This is a genomic window from Bradyrhizobium sp. AUGA SZCCT0169 (assembly GCF_018130085.1).
Taxonomy (GTDB): Bacteria; Pseudomonadota; Alphaproteobacteria; order Rhizobiales; family Xanthobacteraceae; genus Bradyrhizobium.
Map to the genome: position 1 here is coordinate 33196 of NZ_JAFCMC010000023.1, position 21035 is coordinate 54230.

A 21035-nucleotide genomic window follows, 5' to 3' on the forward strand; every position below is an offset into this window, starting at 1 on the left:
ACGTGACGATCGGTTCGCAGAGGAATCTTCAGGTTCGCGTGGGTTTCGTCAGCGAGACCGGCAAGCGGGCGACCAACGAAGACTACGTCGCGGCCTGCCTCGGCCAGACCGGCGCATTCAACCGCGACATCGTTGCCGCGGTGGCGGATGGCGTCGGAGGCCACAAGGGCGGACGGGAAGCCGCCGAACTGACCGTGCGTTGTTTTCTCGACGCCTACTATTCGCTTCCCGAAACGCTTGGCGTCCGGCGCATCGCCTCGCGGGCGCTAGAGGCCACGAACAGCTGGATCCATGCGCAGGGCCGCGTCGACTCCAGGCTCAGCGGGATGAGCTGCGCGTTCTCGTCGATCATCCTGTCGCGCCGCACCTGTCATATCGTCCACATCGGCGACACACGCGCCTACCGTTTGAGCGAGGGCCGCCTCGAGCGGCTGACCAAGGATCACGTCGCCGGACGCGGCGACCTCGCCCACGTGCTCAACCGCGCCATCGGCTTCGAGGATTTCGCGCGCGTCGACTATGCCGCGGTCGGCCTGCGGCAACATGATCGACTGCTGATCTGCAGCGACGGCATTCACGGTGTCCTCGACGACGGCCGCCTGCAGGTCCTGCTCGACGAGCGCGCTTCACCTGAGGAAACCGCGCGCAAGCTGGTGGACGTGGCGCTGGCCGCCGGCAGCAGCGACAACATGACCGCGCTGGTGCTCGACGTCATCGACCTGCCGCCGGCCGACCGCAACGAACTCACCCACGCCATCGAAACCCTTCCCATCCTGGAGCTGCCATCGTCGGGTGAGACCATCGACGATTTCGTTCTCCAGGAGGTGCTGTCCGACGGCCGCTATAGCCGGCTGTTCGTCGCCACCGACAAGCGGCAGAACCGCAAACTGGTGCTGAAGTTTCCGCATCCGCGCGTCGCCAGCGAAGGTTCCTATCGTCTCGCCTTCGTGCGCGAAGCATGGGTGGCGGCCCGCGTCAGGAGCCTGTGGATCGGCGAAATCATCGAGGTTCCCGCCGGGCGCCAGACGCGGCTGTATTCGGTGATGCCGCTGTACGAGGGCGAAACGCTCGAACATCGCCTGAACCGCTCGCCGCAGCTCTCGCTCACCGAAGGCATCGGCATCGCCACCAAGCTGGCGCGCGCGATAGCGACCTTGCATCGCGCCGGCATCATTCATCGCGACATCAAGCCTGATAACGTCATCCTGCTGACGGCCGGCGGATTGCGGCTGGTCGATCTCGGCGTCGCCCGGGTGCCGCTGCTCGAGGACTTCCCCGCCCAGGACATTCCCGGCACGGCGAGTTACATGGCGCCCGAGCTCTTTGGCGGGCGCGCAGGCGACGAGTTTTCCGATCTCTATGCGCTGGGCGTGACGGTCTACCGAATGTTCAGCATCGCCTACCCCTATGGCGAGATCGAACCGTTTTCGCGGCCACGCTTCGGCAAACCGGTTTCGTTGTCGCGTTACCGCCCCGACTTGCCGGCCTGGCTCGATGCTGTGATCGGCAAGGCGCTCGCCGTCGATCCCACGCAACGCTTCGGCGACGTCATCGAATTCGCCCACGAACTGGAAAACGGCGCCATGTGGGCGAAGCCCGCCGCCGAGAAGCGGCGAGCGCTCTATGAGCGCAACCCGCTGGTGTTCTGGAAAGTATTGTCGGCGGGCCTCGTCATCCTGGTCGCGATACTTCTGGCGTGGCGCTGACCCTCAGCGACGGCATCCGCCGGAACCCCGACGCGTGGCAAAGCGCCGTTTACTGCCGGTATTTCTGACGGCTATGATAAAGGCTGCAAACTTGCCCTGACATTGGATACACAAGCGAGACCGTTCCGTGCAAATCCTTGAGCAATTGGGTTCCGGCGAGGGCCTGCCGACCGAGGCGATCCGTGCGGCGACCGCCGATCGGTCCACCGTGGCGCCGCTGCTGCTGGACGCCATCGACAGGTGCGAACCGAAGAGCGAAGTGGAGGAGAACGGCCTCTTCATCGCGTTCCATCTTCTTGGCCAGTGGCGGGAGAAATCAGCGTATCTCACGATCGCGCGCTTTTTGCGCCGGCCGGACGTCGAATTGATTCTCGGCGATGCCACGACGGCGACCAGTCACAAGGTACTGGCAAGTGTTTTCGATGGCGATCCAGGTCCGATCTACGACATCATTCGAGATCCCAAGGCGGACGAGTTCGTGCGCTGGAGTGCCCTCGACGCCCTCGTGATACTGGTTTTTCGCGGCGAACTCGACCGGGCTGCGGTCGCCGATTTCTTGCGGTCGGCCTTCGACGATTTGCAGCCTCGGGATGTGTGTGCCGTATGGGACGGCTGGCAGGGCACGATCGCAGTGCTGGGGTTGGTCGAACTCGAGCCTCTGGTGCGCGAGATATTCCGGCTCGGCTTCAATGACCCGATGTTGAAGGATTTGAAGGATTTCGAGGATGATTTGAAGGAGGCCTGCGCCGGCGGCCCGCTTCAGCCGTGGCGGCGCAGGGAGTACGAGCCGTTCGGTGATGTCATCGAGGAATTATCGGGCTGGGAGATAGTCAATCCGGAGGAATATCAGGATCAGATCGCTGACGACCCGAGCCTCGATCCGTGGCCGGCGATGCCGGCGCACAACCCGTTCCGCAATGTCGGGCGCAACGATCCCTGCCCCTGTGGCAGCGGCAAGAAATTCAAGAAGTGCTGTATCGACAAGGCGAGACTGCCGCAAATCGCATCGCCGGGCGATCCTTTCGACATCGACGATCCCTTCGACATCGACGAGGTGTATGAATTCGACGACGTCGAAGCCCGGCTTCGGGACTACGACCCGCTGGTCGAGCCTGATCCAGGCGACTGGCTCGCGACCGACGAGCAACGACGTCTTGACATGATCGAGCACTACCACCGGCGCGCCGGTATTAAGGTGGAGCGCGCAGCAGCGCATGCGGCAATGCACGTGGTCGTCGAGAACCAGATCGCGGAAGGAGATCGATTGCCGGTCCGCCGCACCCTGCTGCGGCTGATGACCGAGGGACTCGATCGTCACGAGGCGATCCATGCGATCGCCTCAGTCCTTACCTTTCATATCACGGAGCAGTTGCGCGAAGCAGACGCGCAGGCTCGGCGGCCCGAGCAACAGTCCGACCGCGACGTCACGGGCCCTTATTTTTCCGAGCTTGAAAAGCTGACGGCCGAAAGCTGGCTGCGCTCCGGGTGATATTCCTAGCCGACGCTATACCTTGTCACGTCTCGATCCCGCGGTCGAAATCGTCTTCGAAGCGCAAATGCTTGACGCTGCGGCCGCGGCGGCGCACCAGCTTCAGCGCTTCGATCCCGATCCTGATGTGGATCTCGACATAGTTCTCGGTCACCGTCCGGTCCGACGCCTCGGTCTTCACACCTTCGGGTATCATCGGCTGATCGGACACCAGAAGCAGCGCGCCGGTCGAAATATGGTTGGCGAATCCTGCCGCGAAGATCGTCGCCGTCTCCATATCGATCGCCATGCTTCGCGTCCGGCGCAAGATTTCCTTGAAGCGGTCATCATGTTCCCAAACGCGACGATTGGTGGTGTACACGGTGCCGGTCCAATAGTCGCGGCCGAGATCGCGGATCATCGTCGATACCGCGCGTTGCAACTCGAACGCGGGCAGCGCGGGGACCTCCGGCGGCAAATAATCGTTCGATGTGCCCTCGCCCCGGATCGCCGCGATCGGCAGAATCAAATCGCCGATCTGGTTCTTGCGCTTCAGCCCGCCGCACTTGCCGAGAAACAACACGGCCTTCGGCGCGATGGCGCTGAGCAGATCCATCACGGTCGCGGCGTTCGGGCTTCCCATGCCGAAGTTGATCAGCGTGATGCCGTCGGCCGTCGCGTTGGGCATCGGTCGATCGATGCCGTTGACCAGAACGCCGTTCCCAGCGGCGAACCATTCGACGTAATTGTCGAAATTGGTCAGGAGAACATAGTCTCCGAATTCGGAAAGCTGTGTGCCGGTGTAACGCGGCAGCCAGTTCTCCACGATGTCCTTTTTGTCTCGCATTGCCTTTCGACTCACCTCGCGGCGCCCAGCAAGGCCAAGACTATCACGCCGACAAGGACTGTGCCGTCGCCTTCGGCATCAAATTACGAGGTAGCCATTCAAATCACGAAGAAACCATGGCTGGCGTCGCGCCGGAGCTGGTCGACCAGGCCATATTCCCAATCGAGATAGGCCTGCATTGCAGCGGTCGAGGCATCGGTGCCCTCATAGGGACGCCGGTAGCGGTGCGACGGATCGGGCTTTGGCAGGACCACCGGCGGCCCGACTTCGAGCGCGACGTCATAGCCGCCATCGAGCACATAGGTTTCCCATCCCATCTGCGCGAGCCAGGACGCGGTCATGTCGGCGCGGACGCCGAGATTGTCGGACAGAAGCATCCGCGCGCCGCGCACCGGCGCGGCCATGTCGATCTCCTGCACCAGCTGCCCACCGGCGTAATGGCGGAAGCCCGGGAGGTGACCGGCGGCATATTCCTCGGCATCGCGGACGTCGAAGCGATAGAGGGTGCGGCTGGTCTGTGCCGCCATCGCCCGCGCCTCTTCCGGGCCGACACGGCGGACGCCGGCGCGATAGGCGACATCGCGCGCATTGGCTTTTGCATTCTCGGAAGCGCCGATCGCACCACGACGGCCAGAGCCGTGCTCTAGATCCTGCTTTGCCAATGTCCAGCCGATGGTGCCGTTGCGCAGCGCCACCACTTTATTGGCGACGCCGGCATTGATCAGCGACTGGGTGCCGATGATCGAGCGGGTGCGGCCGGCGCAATTGACGACGATGGTGGTTTCGGGATCCGGCGCCGCCTCGCCGGCACGCAGCACCAGTTCGCCACCGGGCACGCTGATCGAGCCCGGGATATTCATGGTCGCGTATTCATCGAAGCGGCGAACGTCGAGAATCCTGATATTGGCCTTGCGCGCAATCAAGGCGGCGACTTCTTCCGCCCCAAGCGACGGCGTGTGGCGGCGATGCTCCACCAGTTCCCCAAACGCCTTGGCGTAGGAATTGACGTCCTGAAACAGCTCATAGCCCGCCGCCTGCCAGCCCTGCAGCCCGCCTTCGAGCGCGCGGACGTTGGTGTATCCCAGCGCTTTGAACCGATCGATCGCCTGCGGGACGAGGCCTTCGCCCGCGTCGTACACCACGATCGGCACGTCCTTGCGCGGCAGCCGCGTCTCGGCTTCGAGCGCGATGCGGCCGGCCGCCATGTTGGCGGCAAACAGCGGATGGCCGGTGGCGAAAGCCGCCTCATGCCGCAGATCGAGCAACGCGATTTCATCGCGCAGCAGAAGCGCGGTGCGTATTTGCGAGGGTGTGACGGTGGGTGGGGTCATGGCGCGGCGGGTCTGGAGGTGGCGTTGCTGCCGTCATCGCACAACGCCGCGAATAATTCACCAGCAAATAACGACGCGCCACCCTTCGGCACATTGCATATCTAGAGATACACTTCGTCGATATTGACCGACGATTCGACGCCGAGCTTGACGAAATGGCTCGTCAGCCAGTCGTTCGCGCATTTCCGGCCCTGGTCGCGAAGGAAAACCAGAAAATCCCAATCGGCGTTGTATTTGCTGGTCGGGCTGAGCGCCCCCATGAATTCATCATCGGCGACGCTATGGATGAAGATCTGCCGGACGTCTCCGCCGACGATGTGGTTTTGCTTGACCAGCCTGGTAATGAAGCTGACCGCCCGCATCTCCCGCATCAGCGATGAATTGAAACTGATCTCATTGATGCGGTTCAGGATGTCGACTGCCGCATGCGGCAATTCCTTGCGGAACAGCGGATTGATATGAACGATGACAATATCGGAGCTCTTGCAGTTGTAGATGAGTGGGAACAGCGCCGGATTTCCCATGTAGCCGCCGTCCCAATAGGCCTCACCGTCGATCTCGACGGCATGAAACATGGTCGGAACACATGCCGAAGCCATCACGGCCGAAGCGGAAATTTCAGCCCCCGAAAAGATCTTCACCTTCCCGGTACGAACGTTGGTCGCAGACAGGAACAGCTTGACCGGACAGTCGGCGCGCTTCAGCACGTCGAAATCGATCGATTGCTCGACCACTTCACGCAACGGATTATAGTCCGACGGGTTGAACTCATAGGGCGACAGCACGCGCGTCACGAAGCCGAGCAGCGAGAAGACCGGCGACCAGGTCAGCTTGTGGTTCCCCAGCAGCCGGTCGATCGGGCTTGGTTGCAACGGCCCCAAACTCGCCGCGTCGCTGACACGCTTCCAGTAATCGGTCAGCGCCTTGCGCGCCCCTTCGCGCCCGCCGACGGAAAGCCCGTAGGCAAAGACCGCAGCATTCATCGCGCCGGCGCTCGTCGCGCTCAATCCCTCGAAGGCAACGTCCTTTTCGTCGAGCAGCCGGTCGAGCACGCCCCAGGTAAAGGCGCCATGGGCACCGCCACCCTGTAGCGCCAGATTGATCGTCCTCACCTGGTTGGAGCGGGCCGGCCCGTCGCCGGCATTCCCTGCCTCAGGCGTTGCCGCCGAAAAGCGCCCCGAAGCCGCGTCCATCGCAGAACTCCAGTTTCAATGGTGTCGCAAGCAGTCAGGAAGAAATGTGGCTCCCGAGCACAGGATCCGCAAGCAGACCCTGGTCAATAGATATACCGAGGAAAGGCGCCATGGCACATCAGATGTAACGGCTCGGCGCAAAAGCTGTGACGTCATACGATGGCGGTGTTCCCTTGATCATGGCGGCGATCGCGACGCCGGTCGCAGGGCCCGTGGTGAAGCCGATGTGCTGGTTGCCGAACGCCAGCCACAGGCCGGCATGCCGCGGCGCGTGGCCGATCATCGGCAGGCTGTCGGGCAGCGTCGGCCGCGCGCCGCGCCAGGTATCGCCGACCTGCTCGCCGAACTCGACCACCTCGCGCGCCAGCGGCTCCACCGCATCGATCTGGGCGTAGGACGAAGGCGCATCATGGTCGGTGAGTTCGACGCCGGAGGTGACGCGAATGCCCTGCTCCATCGGCGTCATCAGGAAACTGCCGTCGGCGTCATGGATCGGACGCCGCAATGTGCGCGCCGGGTTCGGCTTGAACTCACGATGGTAACCGCGTTCGAACGCCAGCGGCACGCGATAGCCGAGGGGCCGCAGCATTTCCGCCGACCACGGTCCGAGCGCGACCACGACATGGCGCGCGGAAAGCGCGCCATCGGCGAGCACCACGCGCCAGCCCTCGTCGAGAGGCACGATTGACTTGATGTCCGATTGACGGATCTCGCCGCCTGCGCCCGCGAACATCCGCGCATAGGCTTTCACCACCGCGCCCGGCGAATCGACCGAGGCGGTCTGCGAATGCAGCAGTCCCACTTTATAGACCGGTACAATGCCCGGCTCGAGCGCGGAAATCGCCTGGCGGTCAAGCAACTGGCTTTCGATACCAAATTCGCTCAGCAAGGCCTGTTCCCGCTTCGCCGCATCGATCGCGTCGCCGCGCCACGCCTTCAGCCAGCCGGTCTCGCGGATGCGGTGTCCCGCGCCCGCTTTCACGATCCAGTCCCGATGCAGTTGCAGCGATGCGCCGATCAGCCCGTGCAAAGCCGCCGCCCGCGGTCTGGTTCGAGACGGGATCGCATTGGCCAGAAACTGGAGCACCCATTCCGCGTTGCGAATCGACCAGCCGATATTCCAGCGCAGCGCCGCATTCCTGTTGGTCAGATATTTCGGCAGCGCGCTCCACAGCGACGGATTGTTCAGCGGCGATATCGAGCCGCTGGAGAGAATGCCGGCATTGCCGTAGGAGGTCTCGCTGCCGGGCTCACGCCGGTCGACGAGCACGACCGACAACTCCTGCTGCTGTGCGGCATAGGCCGCCGACACACCGACGATGCCCGCGCCGAGCACGATCACGTCCACTTTCTTGTTCGACATCTATTTCACCACCAGGGAATTTCGCATTCGCACCATCAGCGTCAGCCTGCCGCCGGGCGGCAACAGCGCCGCCACGCGGGGACGACTGCACGTCAAGACACGGCTTCCTCCGGGAGATCGGAAGGAAATTCGCCGAATGCCGCGACCATCTTTTCGGCATGTGGCGCACCTGCCACGGCCTCGATCAGTTCAAAGAACAGCGTCTTGTAGGACAGGATGATCACTCCCTCGGACCTCAGCCTCACCAACGCAGCATCGACATTACGCGCCGACGAGAACAGCAGTTCCTCGACCGCGAAAACCTCGAAACCCATTTCGAGAAGGCCGAGGCAGGATTGCAGGACGCACACATCGGTCTCGCAACCCGCAACGACGATTTGCGTCTTCTTCAGCCGTTTCAGATGGGCCCGGATCGGCTTCTCCTTGGTGAGGTCGAAGAAATCCTTCTCGAAAACCTTTGCGGCGCTGCCGAGCGGCGCCTTGATATCCTGCGGCACCGCGCCCTTGCGGTGGACTGGTCGCTCGAGTGTGACGACCGTCGGAATACGCATATACGCAAGAAGGCGCGCGAAGTTGCGCATGTTTTTGCGCAGGCGAGAGCGGTTGCGCGGCTCGAGCTGCGCCAAAAAGAAATCCTGATAGTCGATGATTGCGCCGCAACACCGATCGGCGTGGACGCGCTTAGGGGCTGACATGCCGCGACGATAGTTCGTCCGCCGCCGTTTGGCCAGAGACGGGGCTGCGTGAATGCCGCAGTCGGGCGATCGCGCTCGCGCATGACGCGACCCATCCGTAGACGCAGCTCCATGCCGGCTAGGTGAGATAGATCACGGTTCTATGTGGCATGAGTGGGGTTGATCATTCGGCGACACGATCGGCACGGGCCGAATGTGTGACTGCATTTTCAGGTCACACTGCACAATATGCCTGCGGAGGATCGACGATGAAGTTCATTTCAACTATCGCGGCGGCGATGGCGCTGATCACGACCATGGCGGCTTCTACACCCGGCCTGACGCAAGCCGGGCCTGCCTCGCCATCGGACCACCCGGCCCTGCTCGAAGAAATCACCTTCCTCGATATTCGCGCGCCGGGTGGAAACTACCGGCTGGAAGCCTTGATCGTACGGCTGGCCGCCGCGAAGGGACGGCTGCCGGTGGCTTTGCTCACGCATGGCAAGCCTCGGCTGCCGTCCGAACTCGTGAACATGCGCGCCCCGTTGATGGCGCCGCAAGCCCGCGACCTCGCCTATCGCGGCTATCTCGCTGTCGCCGTGGTGCGGCGAGGTTACGGGGTGTCGGGCGGGACGACGGGCCAACCCACCAATGCGGCCTATGCCAGATGCAATGATGCCGACCTGCGCCGCTATTTCTCGGTGGAGGCCGATGATCTCGAGCGCGCGCTGCGCGTCGTGGCCGGACGCGGCGATGCCGATGCGACGCAGGTGATCGCGATCGGCGGCTCCGTGGGAGGCGGCGCCGCGCTCGCGCTTGCGGCTCGCAATACCCCGGGGCTGAAAGCGGTCGTGAATCTCGCCGGCGCCATGCGGCTCACCGACGCCCAGGGGCAGCTCGCCTGTCCGCAGGATATGCCGATCGCGGCGCTGGCGTCGTTCGGCAGCCAGACAAGGACGCCGACGCTGTGGGTCTATTCGGAGAACGATGGCAATTTCGGGCCCGACGCCGCACGCAAGGTGCATGCGGCCTATGTTGCACAAGGCGGCGTCGCCACCTTGAAAATCGCTCCGTCGCTGCAACCGGCCGACGGTCACAACATCTTCGAACTTCCGGCAGGGCGGCAGCATTGGCTGGCGGCGCTCGATCCCTTCCTGCGCGCGCAGAACCTGCCGACCTGGAGTGCGCAACAGCTCGATGCCTTGATGCGGAAATATAATATGCCGGCGACCCGCCGACCCTGGCTCGAGGGATACTTCTCGCTCTACACCCCAAAAGTGCTGGTCCGCGCGCCGAATGGCGTCCCAAGCTATTCCGCAAGCACCGGCGGGCTTGAACCCGCGCAGAGATCCGCTTTGGATAGCTGCGAGAAGGCGGCCAAGATGGCCTGCAATCCGGCGATGAAGAATTTCGATATCGTGTCGACGCCGAACTGAAGGGCGCGGCCGTCGCGGCATCGACATCACCGTTGGAGCTTGCGGCGCGCTGCGCATGTGACGTCACGCGCGACGATCACGTCTTTCTGCGCGCCGCTGCAATCAGCCGCGATCAGAGATCGGTTCGCTCCTCGGAGATATCGCGGCGTTTTTCCATGTTGAAGCGGCCGGCATAAATGGGTCTGCCGCCGGTGGTTGGTCCCGGATATTGCACGATCAGGATATCGCCGCCCGTCGCCGTCTCGAACTTGCCTTCGAAATGCGGATCGGGATGAAAGATCATCGTGCCGGCAGTGTAGATGACGTCGTCGATCCTGAATTCGCCTGACAGGATGTACCAGACCTGCGCGAAATCGTGATTGTGAATCGGATGATGGGCACCGGGCTCCAGCCGCAGAATTCCGGCGTTTGGTTCGGTCGGCCGTTCCGGCCGCGGGTGAAACAGCATCTTGCCGGTTTCGCCCGGCCAACGGATGGTCTCCCACTCGAAATCGTTGATGTGCTTGGCCTCGTACGGCAAATGCTTGCCGCCGGCTGCATTGGACGCTGGTTGCATCGTCATTCTCCCTGGCTGATTTTGCTTTTGCTGGTTTTCCGCGTGCTGGATCTCGTCGGGGCCGCGGCACCGGCCACGCGCCACCAGTCGAAATGTTCGGAGGATTTGGCGTGCGAGGATTTGGCGACAACCATCAATATCCGCGCTTCATCGTCGCCGATATTGTCGGCGCGGTGCGGCAGTTCGGAATTGAGGAAGATGCCTTCGCCCGCCGCAAGCTCAAAGATTTCCGCGCCGACATGAAAGCGGATGCGGCCGGAGAGCACGTAGCAATATTCCTGCCCCGGATGCGACACCATCAGATCCATCCGGTTCTTGCGCGGGAACGATAGATGAAAGACCTCGAGGTCATCGTTCGGCATGCCGCCGGCAAACAGCCGCCAGCGATAGCCGGTGCTCGGAATGCTCTGGTCTTCGCCGCCGTCGCCGTGGCGATGCACGGTGATATCGCTGCGAAGCCGGTCCGGCGGATCGGCGAACAGTTCACTGACGCCGATGTCGAGCGCCTCTGCAATCTGGATCAGGTTGGCGACGGAGCTGGAGACCTGGCCCCGTTCTAAACGCGACACGAACGCATCCGAGAGCCCGGTGGCGTCGGCCAATTGCTTCAGTTTCATGCCGCGCCCCTCGCGCAACGCGCGGATGCGGCCGCCCAGCCTCACCAAGGCTTCGTCCTGGATTTTCATGGCATGGAGCATTTCCTGTATTTGCCTTATTGTCAATAAAAATTGCTTCACAAGCAATTTTCGATCCTAACAAACCGCAGTGGCGGCGCCTGTCGTTGATGCACCGCCAATCGCAACCCGGCATCGCGATCCCCGTTGATGAAGCTCACAACTGCGTTGCCGCCGGGAACGCAAGGATGTCTGGCCGTTCAACAGCGGGAGGCCGCAGCTTGCATCATGGACCCGCCAAAATTGCTACGGCTGCAATCTTCGGGAGGCCTCCATATGGAGAATAGCGTGAGGGAGTTGTTTGAGCGCTACGAGAACCTGTTCCGAATGGCGCTCGCGGATGAAATCGACATGGACAAGGTGGCATCCTCATACGCCGCCGCATTCGTCGCGGCGTCTCCGGCTGGCGTCAGCGTCGGCCAGAATGACGAGCACCTGAAGCAGGTGATGCTGCAGGGATTCGAAAACTATCGCCGAATTGGTACAAAGGACATGCGACTTCGCAATGTCCGTATCGCACCTATCGACGAGCACCACTGCCTGGCGCACGTCGCCTGGACCGGGATCTACGACCGAGGCAGCGAACCGGATATTTCCATTGATTTTGAGGTCCACTACCTGGTGCAGCAGCTTGAAGACGCGCCAAAGATATTTGGATGGGTATCGGGGGATGAACAAGCCGTTCTGAAGCAACACGGGATCACCTGAGGACCTTGCGAGAAACTGCGACCGGGGGCTCAGCCCATCGAGGTGCGGTGCAGCCTTCAGCGCTTGCGTGGTCGCGGCCGGCGCTCCGTCGGCTGCACGGGCGCGTAGAGGCGGACCAGCGCCTGCACCGTTGCGACCAGCCGCTCGCGCAGTCCCGGGGGTTCGACGACCTCGATGTCGGCGCCGAGCGCGATCAGGTCGGACGCGGCTCGCTCAAACGACTCGATCGGGATCGTGACGCCAAACCAGCCGCCGGCATCAACAGGCGTTGCCGTCTCGGCGGCCGCCTGAGCGACGCGTGAGCCGAGCACGTCGAGCCTGGCGAGGCCGCGCGCCGTCACGCGCAGCGTGGCGTTGGAATGATAGACGCTGGTTTCGAACGCGCGTGACGAGGTGACCCAGAAGCGCGCCAGGTCGAAATCCTTCCGCCGGTCGAACGACTCCTCGGTCACGGCAAGATCGATGAAATTGGAGACGCGATAGGTGCGCGGCTGGTCGCCGACCTGCGCAACGAGATACCAGATGCCCGCCTTGAGCACGAGACCGAGCGGCTGCAGCCGGCGTTCAACCGCGCCCTCGGCGCGCCGGTAGTGCACGTCGAGGCACTTCTCGTTCCACACCGCGTTGGCGATTGCCGGCAGCAGCCTCGCGTCATCGGCACCGCGGAACCAGCCAACGGGATCGAGGTGGAAGCGTGCGGCGACGCGGCCTGCGGTCGCGCGCGACCGTTCGGGCAATGCCGCGCTCAATTTCAGTTGGGCCGCGGTGAGCACGTCGGCGAGCCCGAGTTGCGCCGCCGGTCCCGGCAGGCCGGCGAGCGACAACGTCTCGGCCTCGGCGGGCGACAGGCCCGTGAGCTTGGTGCGGTAGCCGTCGAGCAATTGAAATCCGCCGCTCGGGCCGCGATCCGCATAGATCGGCACGTCAGCGGCGCTGAGCTGATCAACGTCGCGATAGATGGTGCGAACCGAAACCTCGAACTCGCTCGCCAGCTCTTCGGCCGTCATCCGGCCGCGGGCTTGCAGAAGCAACAGGATCGACAACAGCCGGCTCGCGCGCATTTCCGCAGCCTAGCAGAAAATACCTGACACATCCTGTCAGGTATGGCGGCGCATAATCAGAACAGCAATCGCCGACGCCGTCACGGGCTGGCGAGATACGGCAGAACACACTGAAATTACGAAGATATCCCTTCGAATGGCCGCAACACAGAGAACAGGAGACGATCATGTCGACATTGGTGTCAGAACGCCGTCAGCCGATCATCGCGCCCAGACTCCTGGACCGAGTCCCGGCGCAACGCTCGACCCCGCGGACATCGGCCACGCAGGAGCCCGCAGCCGCGGTTGCCGCTCCAGCGGTGGTGACGCCGCCCGCGAGCTGGAGCCTGATCCTGGGCTCGATCGTCGCCACGTTGCGCGTGTGGCGCCGCCGCAGCATGGCGCGCCGCGAACTCGCCAGCCTCGACGAGCGGATGCTCCGCGACATCGGCCTCGATGCCGGCACTGTCTACTACGAGGCAAGCCAATCATTCTGGCGAACCCCTCGCGATTGGCGAAATTGAGAAGCGTAACCTTTGTTCATCCGTGATGGGTTGGTTTCATCGGCAGGTTGGCACGATCCATTTCCTGCGATGTCGCCAATACCGGTTGCTTTGAGGACGGGAAACGGGTGGCTGTGCTGCGTACCCAACTGTTAGAGCGCCCTGACATAACCTTCTGGAGCGCTCGTCATGGAACTGAAAAACAAATCAATCATCGTCACTGGCGCAAGCAGCGGGATCGGCGCGGCAGCGGCTTTGCTGTTCGCAGCCGAGGGGGCCAATGTGGTCCTTGGCGCGCGCCGATCGGCGGAGCTGGAAACGCTTGCTGGCAAGATCAATCAAAGCGATGGCAGGGCTGTATTCCTTCCCGGCGATGTAAGGGATGAAAACTACGCCAATGCTCTCGTCGATCTCGCCATGAGGGAGTTCGGTGGGTTGGATGGCGCATTCAATAATGCAGGCATCGTGGGAGAGATGGGACCGGTCGCGGAGATGGGTATCGCCAATTGGAACGATGTCATTTCGGTCAATCTGACAAGCGCGTTCCTGGCCGCGAAAGCCCAGATACCGGTCATGAAGAAGCAAGGGCACGGCTCGATCGTCTTCACGTCTTCCTTTGTCGGCTTTAGTAATGGGGGAATGCCGGGAATGGGAGCCTATGCGGCGTCCAAGGCCGGGTTGATCGGCCTGGTGCAGTCGCTGGCATCCGACCACGCCGCAGATGGCGTCCGGGTCAATTCGCTGTTGCCGGGCGGCACGATCACGCCAAGCGGCGGCGAGGGAAATCTTCCGGTGATGGATTTCATCGCAAATCTGCATCCCATGAAGCGAATGGCGAATGCGAAGGAGGTGGCGCAGGCAGCCCTTTTCCTGCTGTCCGACCGGTCGACCTTCATGACGGGAAGCCCGATGATCGTGGATGGCGGCATCTCCGTTCGACTGACATAGATGCCGCACGCGCGTCGTCCGGTGACCGGTGACCTATGATGCGGTAGCGCTGCAACGCGTGCCAATCGGCAAATCTGCGACGGCGGATCGCGCTTGGCTGATCCGTCCGAGGTGCTAGTTGACGTCGCGCGTCAGTGATCGTCAGCCCCCTGGACCAACTCCATCAAACGCTTGGCCTCGGCATGGCAGCGCCAGTGCCATCCGAGCGCGGGACTCTTCGCGGGCCTGGTGGTTGCTTGAAGCCCAGCGCCTCCGAAGATCACAATCGTTTACGGCTTCCGCAGAATCTTCTCCATCGCTTTCCCCTTTGCGAGTTCATCGACGAGTTTGTCCAGGTAACGGATTTCGCGCATGGTTGGTTCGGAGATTTCCTCGACGCGGACGCCGCAGACGGTGCCTGTGATCAGGGTTCGTGAAGGGTTCAGCCGAGGGGCCTTTGCAAAGAAGGTTTCAAAGTCCGTTTTCTTTTCCAGTTGCGCTTTCAACTTTTCACCACGATAACCCGTCAACCACGCGATGATCTGATCGATTTCCGCTTTTGTGCGTCCTTTTTTCTCTGCCTTGGCAATGTACAGGGGATAGACGCTTGCAAAGCTCGTTGTATAGATCCGGTGTTTCGACATGTTGCCGTTTCCGCCTGCCGAGTCGACGCGCGCTCCTATGAGATTAGGTGCACTGCCACCATAATCCCATCGCCAATTCCTCCAGCGCTTCGGAATTCCTGCATGATACGGCGAAGACTCCACTTGGTTGAGCGCTGGCGGGTCAATATTCTGGGGACAAGGTTCCGAACGACATGGCCGGGGCGGCGCGTCCGCCTGGCGAATTCATGATCTCAACTGCCTCAGCACGGTGCCATGAGCCTTTCAGCCGACGCTCTGTACAAAATGTCCGACGTGGAATTGCTGGCCGCCTATGTCGAAGGCCGGCGACAATTCGTCGAAAAGAAATTCACCCGCGATACACACCGGGCGCGGCTGGATTGGATCAAGGCCAAGATGTTCACCGGCAGTTCGGGCGGGGTCACCGAGCGCAACATGGCTATCGACGTCTCGGAAGAGATTGCCCGCAAGGGTCAGGAATTGCGCGAGATGACGCGCGACCTCGACCTGCTCAAGGTCGAGGTCGACATCATCGCGATCGTCATTCGATCCCGCAGCGCATCGGCGCCGACGGGCGTGCAAGGCGAAGACCTGGGTGGAGGCGATCATCCCGAGCGCGAAGGCCGTTCCGGCTCGTCCGACTGACGGTGAGCACGCGACTGCAACTTGCAAGTAGCAATCAGACTGCCTCCAACATAGACAGTGAAGCCGTTGTGATGCATCCTCAAGCTGCGTGGGATCACTCCGGCTACTCGAACGGGGATGGCAATGGGGGCAGGCTGCGACGAACTTGTGATCCTCGTCCATGGAACGGGCGCGTCGCAGCGCGGCCCGAAGGGTCAGGAGCGCTGGTGGCAGCCGGAGAGCGCCTTCGCACAGGAAATACTGACCGAACTCTCCAGGCAGGCCTCGGACAATGCGGATCGGCACTTCCGGCTAGAGGCCTTCGTCTGGTCGGGCGCCAACTCCGAGCGTGAACGGCGAATCGCCGGCCAGACTCTCGCCGAGCGGCTGAAGGATCTGGAAGGCAGACGTATCCCCTTTCACCTCGTCGGCCACAGCCATGGCGGGTCGGTCATTTGGCACGCGATGCGACGCATGCTTCGGGATGGGCGGCCGCGATCGCTGCGAAGCTGGACCACCGTTGGCACCCCCTTCCTAACCTTCGGCGACAGAGGTGCGTTCTACCTGGTGCTATTCCTCTTCCTTTCGCTCTTCACGGTTGGCATGGCCTACCTCCTGCTCGGCTCGTTACCTGGCATCTATGCAACCGAGCTTGGACGCATCGTTCGCGATGTACCGCCCCTCGCTCTGGTCGGCGCGCTTGCGGGCGGTGCGGTAGTGGTTGCGCTCGTGGCCTATTCGCTCGTGGTGTTCGCGCTCCAGCTGTGGAGGCGAGTGCATGGCCGCTCGCGACAGATCTCGGCGCACGACGCTGTTTTCCTGGGCGAGCGGTGGCTCCCGCTGGCGCATCCAGAAGACGAGCCGATCAACGCCCTCCGCGCGTCAGTCATACAGCCAGCGGAGCCGTTCATGCCCCGATTGAAGGCAGGGCTCGGCGTTCGGGAAGCGGGGAAATTCGAGACCGCGCGCGAGGAAGGGCCTGCCGACAGGAGGCCGGCCCGCCCGCCCATCACGCTCGGCACCGCAGCAACTGCGGTGGTATCGCTGATCGCCGCGCCGTTCTACAACAGGATCGTAGCTCCGCTGCTGGACCAGTTCCTGTGGGAGACCGCGAAGCAGGTCGCCCAGGGGAATGATGTCGCGGGCGAGTGCCTGATCCGCTGCGACCGTGCGCCTCCCGAACTCCTCTCTTGTTGGAAAGAGGGTTCGCCGGACTTTCTCGCCAAGCTCTCCACCCTGGCGGACTCCTCGGCGGCAGGCACCGCACGAAACATCCGCAGCCGGCTTGCGGCGATCGGCGAGGGAACCTCGCCCGTGTCTGCGTTCAGCAGCGCGCTCTCCTGGAGAGAGGTGATTCACACGGCCTACTTCGAGCCGGGATGCGGCGTCGCCGCGATCGTTGCGCAGAGGATAATTGAGAGCGGCGGCGTTGCCGGGGCGGCGGGGCCGACCTCTTCCGCGGCATCAGCGGGGCCGGCAAGTCGCAAGCAGCGGCTGTTCCGGCCACGATATCTATACCTGGCGCTGACCGGCGCGGCGGCCGCGGTTTGCGCTGCCGCGTCCATCTCCACTGTAGCCATCGAACGGGCTTGGCTCTGGCCATACACGAACGCGTTCCAGATCGACCGAATCTACACGAGCCTGTTCGAGGCGCGAGCCACATCGCTTCGCCTCATGCAGGGGCTCGACAAAATTCTGATCCACTGGGTGCTGCTCGACCGCACCGAGATGGCGATATCCACCGCACTGAAACTCGACGACATGATCCGATACATGGGCGTGAACGCCAGGCTTGAGCGACTGCAGGACATCGCCTTCGCCATTGGCGCGAAAGGCTCGGCGGCCGATCTCGCTCTTCTCCTTCGCAGCGACTTTTGCGCGAAGAGGGGACCCTCCTGCCTCGAGGGCCGGAACAAGGATGAAGTGACCGCATATCTCCTGGCGCACGCGGCTGCTGGCGGACGGGCAGCGGGAAACGGCTTTCACCGAATCCCGGAGAAGCAACTCGAGGAGATGGTGTCAAAGGCGAGCCGGGATACCTGGTCGCCGGAGTATCTCGTACGCGTGATGCTGCATGCGGGAGCCTTCGAACTGGCGGAGCGCTTCGCCGCGGTTAATTCGTCGTTCTGTGACGGAGTCAGAGATTGGGCGCGTGAGTCTCCCGACGGAGTCCCGACCAATAGCATTCCGAGCAAGCTGCGAGACTGTCTGGATGCGCCGATTGAGGACTATGTGGCGGGACAAAGCCACGATTACCGAAACTACTTCTCGCTTCCTTCGACGGTTCTGCGTCAAGTTATCAAGGCCCTTCCGGGTTCCGAGTTGAAGTCCTGCAAATCAGAGGTTCTTGGCGCAGCCAATGCGATGATCCGTTGCGAGGAAGACCGGAAAAATCTCACTCCCATCTTCAAAGACATGCAGCAGCGCGAGCTTACGTATAGTCCAGCGACGCCGGCACATGCGCTGCTTACAGAAATCTCCAATTACGGCAGCCGGTACGGCAGTGACCTGCCGTCCTGTCTCTCTCCGCTGGACAGCCGGATCGCGTACCTGCAGCTCTGCCTTCGACGGGCAAGCGAGCCGGCGTCGCCGGATACGCGGAGCGAACCTCCGATCCCATCTGCCGAGGAGGACCGTTTGTCGTGGTGGACATCCGATGTCTGGAAATCAGGAGCTGAGCAGCAGTCCCCGATCTGCCGCGAAGACGTCGCCGCGATAGGCAGCGGATATGGAGGGAAGATGCTGGCGATGAATCGCCGGCTGGACGAACTCACGCCGCGCGACCGTGAGGAGGTGAAGCGGCTGGTCACGCTTCGGACCGATTACGAGCTCAAACAGCCGCAGTTCATCGATCCTACGACAGCCGGCAAAATGGACATCGCCGACGCCAGGTGCGGATGGGCCAGCTTGGCGCTGGCCTGGACGTGGCTCGGGCATGAAAAGCAGTCCACAAAACTTCTCGACGCAGTGCTGCCGAAGCAATCGCCGGCCTCCGGCACCCAGATGCTCGACTTCTATCTCGGCATTGCGGATGCCCTGGCCAAACGCGCTCCCGCGCAGGCCAAGCGGTTTCTCGACGGGTCCTTCGACCTGGTGGACGATAACGATCCTGCCCTGTTCCGCAAATCGAGCGACGGATCGATCGATGATTTCTTCGTCTATGGAAAGTCGGACATTGCCCGGCTATATGCCGACATCGGCGAGTATCGCCTCGCGGCCGCGACGAACAACATGGTCGACCGGTTCAACGAGGGGGCTGTGTCCGCTTATCTGACCATCCTCGAATCGGAAATCCGAAGCGCCGCGCGATACGCTGATGCGGTCCTGAAGGCGGCCTTGCGCTCACCGCGCCCACCCGGCTTCCGGCTGAACTGACGCGACGGTCGAAGCTCGAAAGCTGCCCCCTGGTGCCCATCTTATTCTGGAGTGGTAGCAAAATGGCGCCCCGCGCTCGATGAAGATGGGGCACTACTGCTTCGCCGTAGCACTGAGATTGTGAGACGCTCGATCAGCGCACGTTGGCGTCAATGGCGTATTCCGAAATGGCGCGCCCGAAGAGATTCGAACTCCTGACCCCCAGATTCGTAGTCTGGTGCTCTATCCAGCTGAGCTACGGGCGCGTTTTTCGCTAGGGCCATCGTGGGCTAGTCGCCCCGATGCATCCGAATGGTGTCGGAAACGTCGCGAAAGAGCGCTTTAGCTACCCGCTCCGCGTTCGATTGGCAAGCTCCGGAGCGCGGGTTTTGGCAAACGATTTGGCCGGGGCAAACCGGCCAGATCGGTCACAAAAGGCAGCAAATAGCGTGACTTACGCCCGTGCCCGCTCGTTGCGGACGCTTTGCAGTTCCACCGGGCGGTCGGGAATCGAGATCCGGAAGGTGGCGCCGATGGTGCCTTCGACCAGATGGATATCGCCGCCATGGGCGCGAACCAGTTCGGCGGCGATGGCGAGGCCAAGCCCGCTGCCGCCGGGCCGGCCGGAGGTCTGGAAGGCCTCGAACAAATGCTCGCGCGCCCGCGCCGGCACGCCGGGGCCGGTATCGGAAACCTCGATGATCGCGACCGCGCCTTCGCGGCGGCCGGTGATGCGGATCTGCAGCGCCGCCGCATCGTCCTTCGGACGGGACTCCAGCGCCTGCGCGGCGTTGCGCACCAAATTGAGCAGCACGCGGAACAGCTGATCGGGATCGGCGTCCACAGTGAGCCCGCGTTCGATCGCGCTGACCCAGGCGATCGAGGCGTCGGCGGCAATGCCTGCGGATTCGCGCACTTCGGCCACCACGGGCTCGATCAGGATCATGCGGCGGTCGGGGGCAGCTTCCTGCACGCGGCCGTAGGAGAGCGTCGACTGGCAGAAATCGATGGCGCGCTCCAGCGAACGCATCAGCTTTGGCGCAAAGCGCTGCACCCGCGGATCGGGCACGCTGGCGAGCTGGTCCGACAATAATTGCGACGACGCCAGAAGATTGCGCAAATCATGGTTGATCTTGGAGACCGCAAGGCCGAGCGCGGCGAGCCGGCTCTTTTGATGCAGCATCGACACCAGGTCGCGCTGCATGTCGGACAATTCGCGCTCCACGACCCCGATCTCGTCGCCGCGCTGGCTCGGCACGATGATTCGCGCCGAACTTTCCGGGTTTTCATGGAAACCGACCAGGTTCGCGGTCAGCCGCCGCATCGGCCGCACGAACAGATGATGCATGGCGAAATAGACCAGCGCCGCTGTCAGCATGGCGATCGCCAACGAGACCAGGAGCGTGTTGCGCGAGAAGCGGTACATCGCCTGCCGCAGCGGCGCCTCGTCGACAACGACCTCGATGAATTGCCCGCCGCCGGGCGCAGGCCCCACCACGCGGATCACATGATTATCCGTCTCCAGCATGGTTTCGATGGAATCGACGATGGCGGACCATACCGTGATGGTCCGCATGTCGATGTCATGGTCGATCGCCGTCGGCAAATCGGCGCTGGCGAGCAGGCGGCGCTGCTGCCCCATCTTGATGGCGACCGCGCGGGCGCCGACGCTCTTCAAAATCTGCCGCGCCAGCGATTCAGGGACCATGCCCGAGGGGGCGGCGTCCAGCACCAGCGCCGCGGTGCTCGCCGCGGCAATGCGGTCGTTCAGGCGGTTGATGCGGAAATTCGCGATCGCGGGCACGTAGATCATCAGGCCGGCGATCATGACGAGGGGAATGGTGAGCAGCAGCAGCTTGCCGGACAGGCCGAGCCGGCGCGGCGTCGTGGGCCGCGGCGCTTCAATGGTCGGCTGGTCGTCGGTCGCTGACACGAAATATCCGCCTTGATAACCTTGTTTGACGCGCAGGATCGGACCTTAGGATCGGCCTCATTGCCGCCGCCCGCA

At 62.7% G+C, this 21035-nt stretch carries 18 protein-coding genes and 1 tRNA gene; 8 read left to right on the top strand and 11 right to left on the bottom strand.

Going from position 1 to position 21035, the window contains the following annotated elements; genetic code table 11:
- Positions 1-38: 38 nt before the first annotated feature.
- Positions 39-1706 (top strand): protein kinase domain-containing protein, encoded by a 1668-nt coding sequence (locus JQ609_RS35805; RefSeq protein ID WP_312014884.1) that lies wholly within the window; start codon positions 39-41, stop codon positions 1704-1706.
- A gap of 127 nt (positions 1707-1833) precedes the next feature.
- Positions 1834-3195, top strand: coding sequence for a DUF1186 domain-containing protein (locus tag JQ609_RS35810; RefSeq protein WP_312014885.1), 1362 nt, complete (start codon positions 1834-1836; stop codon positions 3193-3195).
- 25 nt (positions 3196-3220) lie between these two features.
- Here the strand turns inward: JQ609_RS35810 and JQ609_RS23320 are convergent, their stop codons facing one another.
- The 5 genes from JQ609_RS23320 to JQ609_RS23340 all read right to left on the bottom strand — a co-directional run bounded on the left by JQ609_RS23320 (position 3221) and on the right by JQ609_RS23340 (position 8603).
- Complete coding sequence (locus JQ609_RS23320; protein WP_212209344.1) at positions 3221-4021, bottom strand: AMP nucleosidase; 801 nt, start codon at positions 4019-4021, stop codon at positions 3221-3223.
- A gap of 98 nt (positions 4022-4119) precedes the next feature.
- On the bottom strand, positions 4120-5352 hold the full coding sequence (locus JQ609_RS23325) for a rhodanese-like domain-containing protein (protein ID WP_212275098.1): 1233 nt from the start codon (positions 5350-5352) through the stop codon (positions 4120-4122).
- A gap of 101 nt (positions 5353-5453) precedes the next feature.
- Positions 5454-6545: a patatin-like phospholipase family protein gene (locus tag JQ609_RS23330; protein ID WP_212275099.1), complete on the bottom strand. Its 1092-nt coding sequence runs from the start codon at positions 6543-6545 to the stop codon at positions 5454-5456.
- A gap of 118 nt (positions 6546-6663) precedes the next feature.
- Complete coding sequence (locus JQ609_RS23335; RefSeq protein WP_212275100.1) at positions 6664-7908, bottom strand: FAD-binding oxidoreductase; 1245 nt, start codon at positions 7906-7908, stop codon at positions 6664-6666.
- Between the two features lie 92 nt (positions 7909-8000).
- Positions 8001-8603, bottom strand: coding sequence for an isochorismatase family protein (locus JQ609_RS23340; RefSeq protein ID WP_212275101.1), 603 nt, complete (start codon positions 8601-8603; stop codon positions 8001-8003).
- A 248-nt stretch (positions 8604-8851) separates the two neighbouring features.
- Between JQ609_RS23340 and JQ609_RS23345 the strand changes: the two genes are divergently transcribed.
- On the top strand, positions 8852-10018 hold the full coding sequence (locus tag JQ609_RS23345) for a S9 family peptidase (RefSeq protein ID WP_212275102.1): 1167 nt from the start codon (positions 8852-8854) through the stop codon (positions 10016-10018).
- Between the two features lie 112 nt (positions 10019-10130).
- Here JQ609_RS23345 and JQ609_RS23350 read toward each other — a convergent pair whose 3' ends face one another.
- Together JQ609_RS23350 and JQ609_RS23355 are read right to left on the bottom strand one after the other, a co-directional pair.
- Positions 10131-10574, bottom strand: coding sequence for a cupin domain-containing protein (locus tag JQ609_RS23350; RefSeq protein ID WP_212209338.1), 444 nt, complete (start codon positions 10572-10574; stop codon positions 10131-10133).
- 2 nt (positions 10575-10576) lie between these two features.
- Complete coding sequence (locus JQ609_RS23355; protein WP_212209337.1) at positions 10577-11260, bottom strand: helix-turn-helix domain-containing protein; 684 nt, start codon at positions 11258-11260, stop codon at positions 10577-10579.
- Between the two features lie 138 nt (positions 11261-11398).
- On the opposite strand from JQ609_RS23355, the gene JQ609_RS23360 reads away from it, so the two are divergent.
- The gene (locus tag JQ609_RS23360) at positions 11399-11956 is read left to right on the top strand and encodes a nuclear transport factor 2 family protein (RefSeq protein ID WP_409411194.1); all 558 of its coding nucleotides are present in this window, start codon (positions 11399-11401) and stop codon (positions 11954-11956) included.
- Between the two features lie 56 nt (positions 11957-12012).
- On the opposite strand, the gene JQ609_RS23365 is transcribed toward JQ609_RS23360, so the two are convergent.
- Positions 12013-13017: a YafY family protein gene (locus tag JQ609_RS23365; RefSeq protein WP_212275103.1), complete on the bottom strand. Its 1005-nt coding sequence runs from the start codon at positions 13015-13017 to the stop codon at positions 12013-12015.
- Positions 13018-13184: 167 nt separating this feature from the next.
- On the opposite strand from JQ609_RS23365, the gene JQ609_RS23370 reads away from it, so the two are divergent.
- Positions 13185-13520: a DUF1127 domain-containing protein gene (locus tag JQ609_RS23370; protein ID WP_212209335.1), complete on the top strand. Its 336-nt coding sequence runs from the start codon at positions 13185-13187 to the stop codon at positions 13518-13520.
- A gap of 168 nt (positions 13521-13688) precedes the next feature.
- Positions 13689-14447 carry an SDR family oxidoreductase gene (locus tag JQ609_RS23375; protein WP_212275104.1) on the top strand — a complete coding sequence of 253 codons (759 nt, stop codon included), beginning with the start codon at positions 13689-13691 and terminating at the stop codon, positions 14445-14447.
- 269 nt (positions 14448-14716) lie between these two features.
- Here the strand turns inward: JQ609_RS23375 and JQ609_RS23380 are convergent, their stop codons facing one another.
- Positions 14717-15070 carry a DUF2200 domain-containing protein gene (locus JQ609_RS23380; protein ID WP_212275105.1) on the bottom strand — a complete coding sequence of 118 codons (354 nt, stop codon included), beginning with the start codon at positions 15068-15070 and terminating at the stop codon, positions 14717-14719.
- Between the two features lie 234 nt (positions 15071-15304).
- Here JQ609_RS23380 and JQ609_RS23385 point away from each other — a divergent pair, with 234 nt between their 5' ends.
- Together JQ609_RS23385 and JQ609_RS23390 are read left to right on the top strand one after the other, a co-directional pair.
- A complete protein-coding gene (locus tag JQ609_RS23385) occupies positions 15305-15694 on the top strand; it encodes a hypothetical protein (protein WP_212209332.1) in 390 nt (129 codons plus the stop codon).
- Positions 15695-15811: 117 nt separating this feature from the next.
- Positions 15812-19048 carry a triacylglycerol lipase gene (locus JQ609_RS23390; RefSeq protein ID WP_212275106.1) on the top strand — a complete coding sequence of 1079 codons (3237 nt, stop codon included), beginning with the start codon at positions 15812-15814 and terminating at the stop codon, positions 19046-19048.
- A gap of 168 nt (positions 19049-19216) precedes the next feature.
- Here JQ609_RS23390 and JQ609_RS23395 read toward each other — a convergent pair.
- Positions 19217-19293 (bottom strand) — tRNA-Arg (locus JQ609_RS23395).
- Positions 19294-19481: 188 nt separating this feature from the next.
- Complete coding sequence (locus JQ609_RS23400; protein WP_312014711.1) at positions 19482-20960, bottom strand: HAMP domain-containing sensor histidine kinase; 1479 nt, start codon at positions 20958-20960, stop codon at positions 19482-19484.
- Positions 20961-21035 lie beyond the last annotated feature (75 nt).

Excerpts from the sequence above, each read along its gene's own strand:
- JQ609_RS23320 (WP_212209344.1), bottom strand. The coding sequence starts at position 4,021 with ATGCGAGACAAAAAGGACATCGTGGAGAACTGGCTGCCGCGTTACACC.
- JQ609_RS23325 (WP_212275098.1), bottom strand. The coding sequence starts at position 5,352 with ATGACCCCACCCACCGTCACACCCTCGCAAATACGCACCGCGCTTCTG.
- JQ609_RS23330 (WP_212275099.1), bottom strand. The coding sequence starts at position 6,545 with ATGGACGCGGCTTCGGGGCGCTTTTCGGCGGCAACGCCTGAGGCAGGG.
- JQ609_RS23335 (WP_212275100.1), bottom strand. The coding sequence starts at position 7,908 with ATGTCGAACAAGAAAGTGGACGTGATCGTGCTCGGCGCGGGCATCGTC.
- JQ609_RS23340 (WP_212275101.1), bottom strand. The coding sequence starts at position 8,603 with ATGTCAGCCCCTAAGCGCGTCCACGCCGATCGGTGTTGCGGCGCAATC.
- JQ609_RS23345 (WP_212275102.1), top strand. The coding sequence starts at position 8,852 with ATGAAGTTCATTTCAACTATCGCGGCGGCGATGGCGCTGATCACGACC.
- JQ609_RS23350 (WP_212209338.1), bottom strand. The coding sequence starts at position 10,574 with ATGCAACCAGCGTCCAATGCAGCCGGCGGCAAGCATTTGCCGTACGAG.
- JQ609_RS23355 (WP_212209337.1), bottom strand. The coding sequence starts at position 11,260 with ATGAAAATCCAGGACGAAGCCTTGGTGAGGCTGGGCGGCCGCATCCGC.
- JQ609_RS23360 (WP_409411194.1), top strand. The coding sequence starts at position 11,399 with ATGAAGCTCACAACTGCGTTGCCGCCGGGAACGCAAGGATGTCTGGCC.
- JQ609_RS23365 (WP_212275103.1), bottom strand. The coding sequence starts at position 13,017 with ATGCGCGCGAGCCGGCTGTTGTCGATCCTGTTGCTTCTGCAAGCCCGC.
- JQ609_RS23370 (WP_212209335.1), top strand. The coding sequence starts at position 13,185 with ATGTCGACATTGGTGTCAGAACGCCGTCAGCCGATCATCGCGCCCAGA.
- JQ609_RS23375 (WP_212275104.1), top strand. The coding sequence starts at position 13,689 with ATGGAACTGAAAAACAAATCAATCATCGTCACTGGCGCAAGCAGCGGG.
- JQ609_RS23380 (WP_212275105.1), bottom strand. The coding sequence starts at position 15,070 with ATGTCGAAACACCGGATCTATACAACGAGCTTTGCAAGCGTCTATCCC.
- JQ609_RS23385 (WP_212209332.1), top strand. The coding sequence starts at position 15,305 with ATGAGCCTTTCAGCCGACGCTCTGTACAAAATGTCCGACGTGGAATTG.
- JQ609_RS23390 (WP_212275106.1), top strand. The coding sequence starts at position 15,812 with ATGGCAATGGGGGCAGGCTGCGACGAACTTGTGATCCTCGTCCATGGA.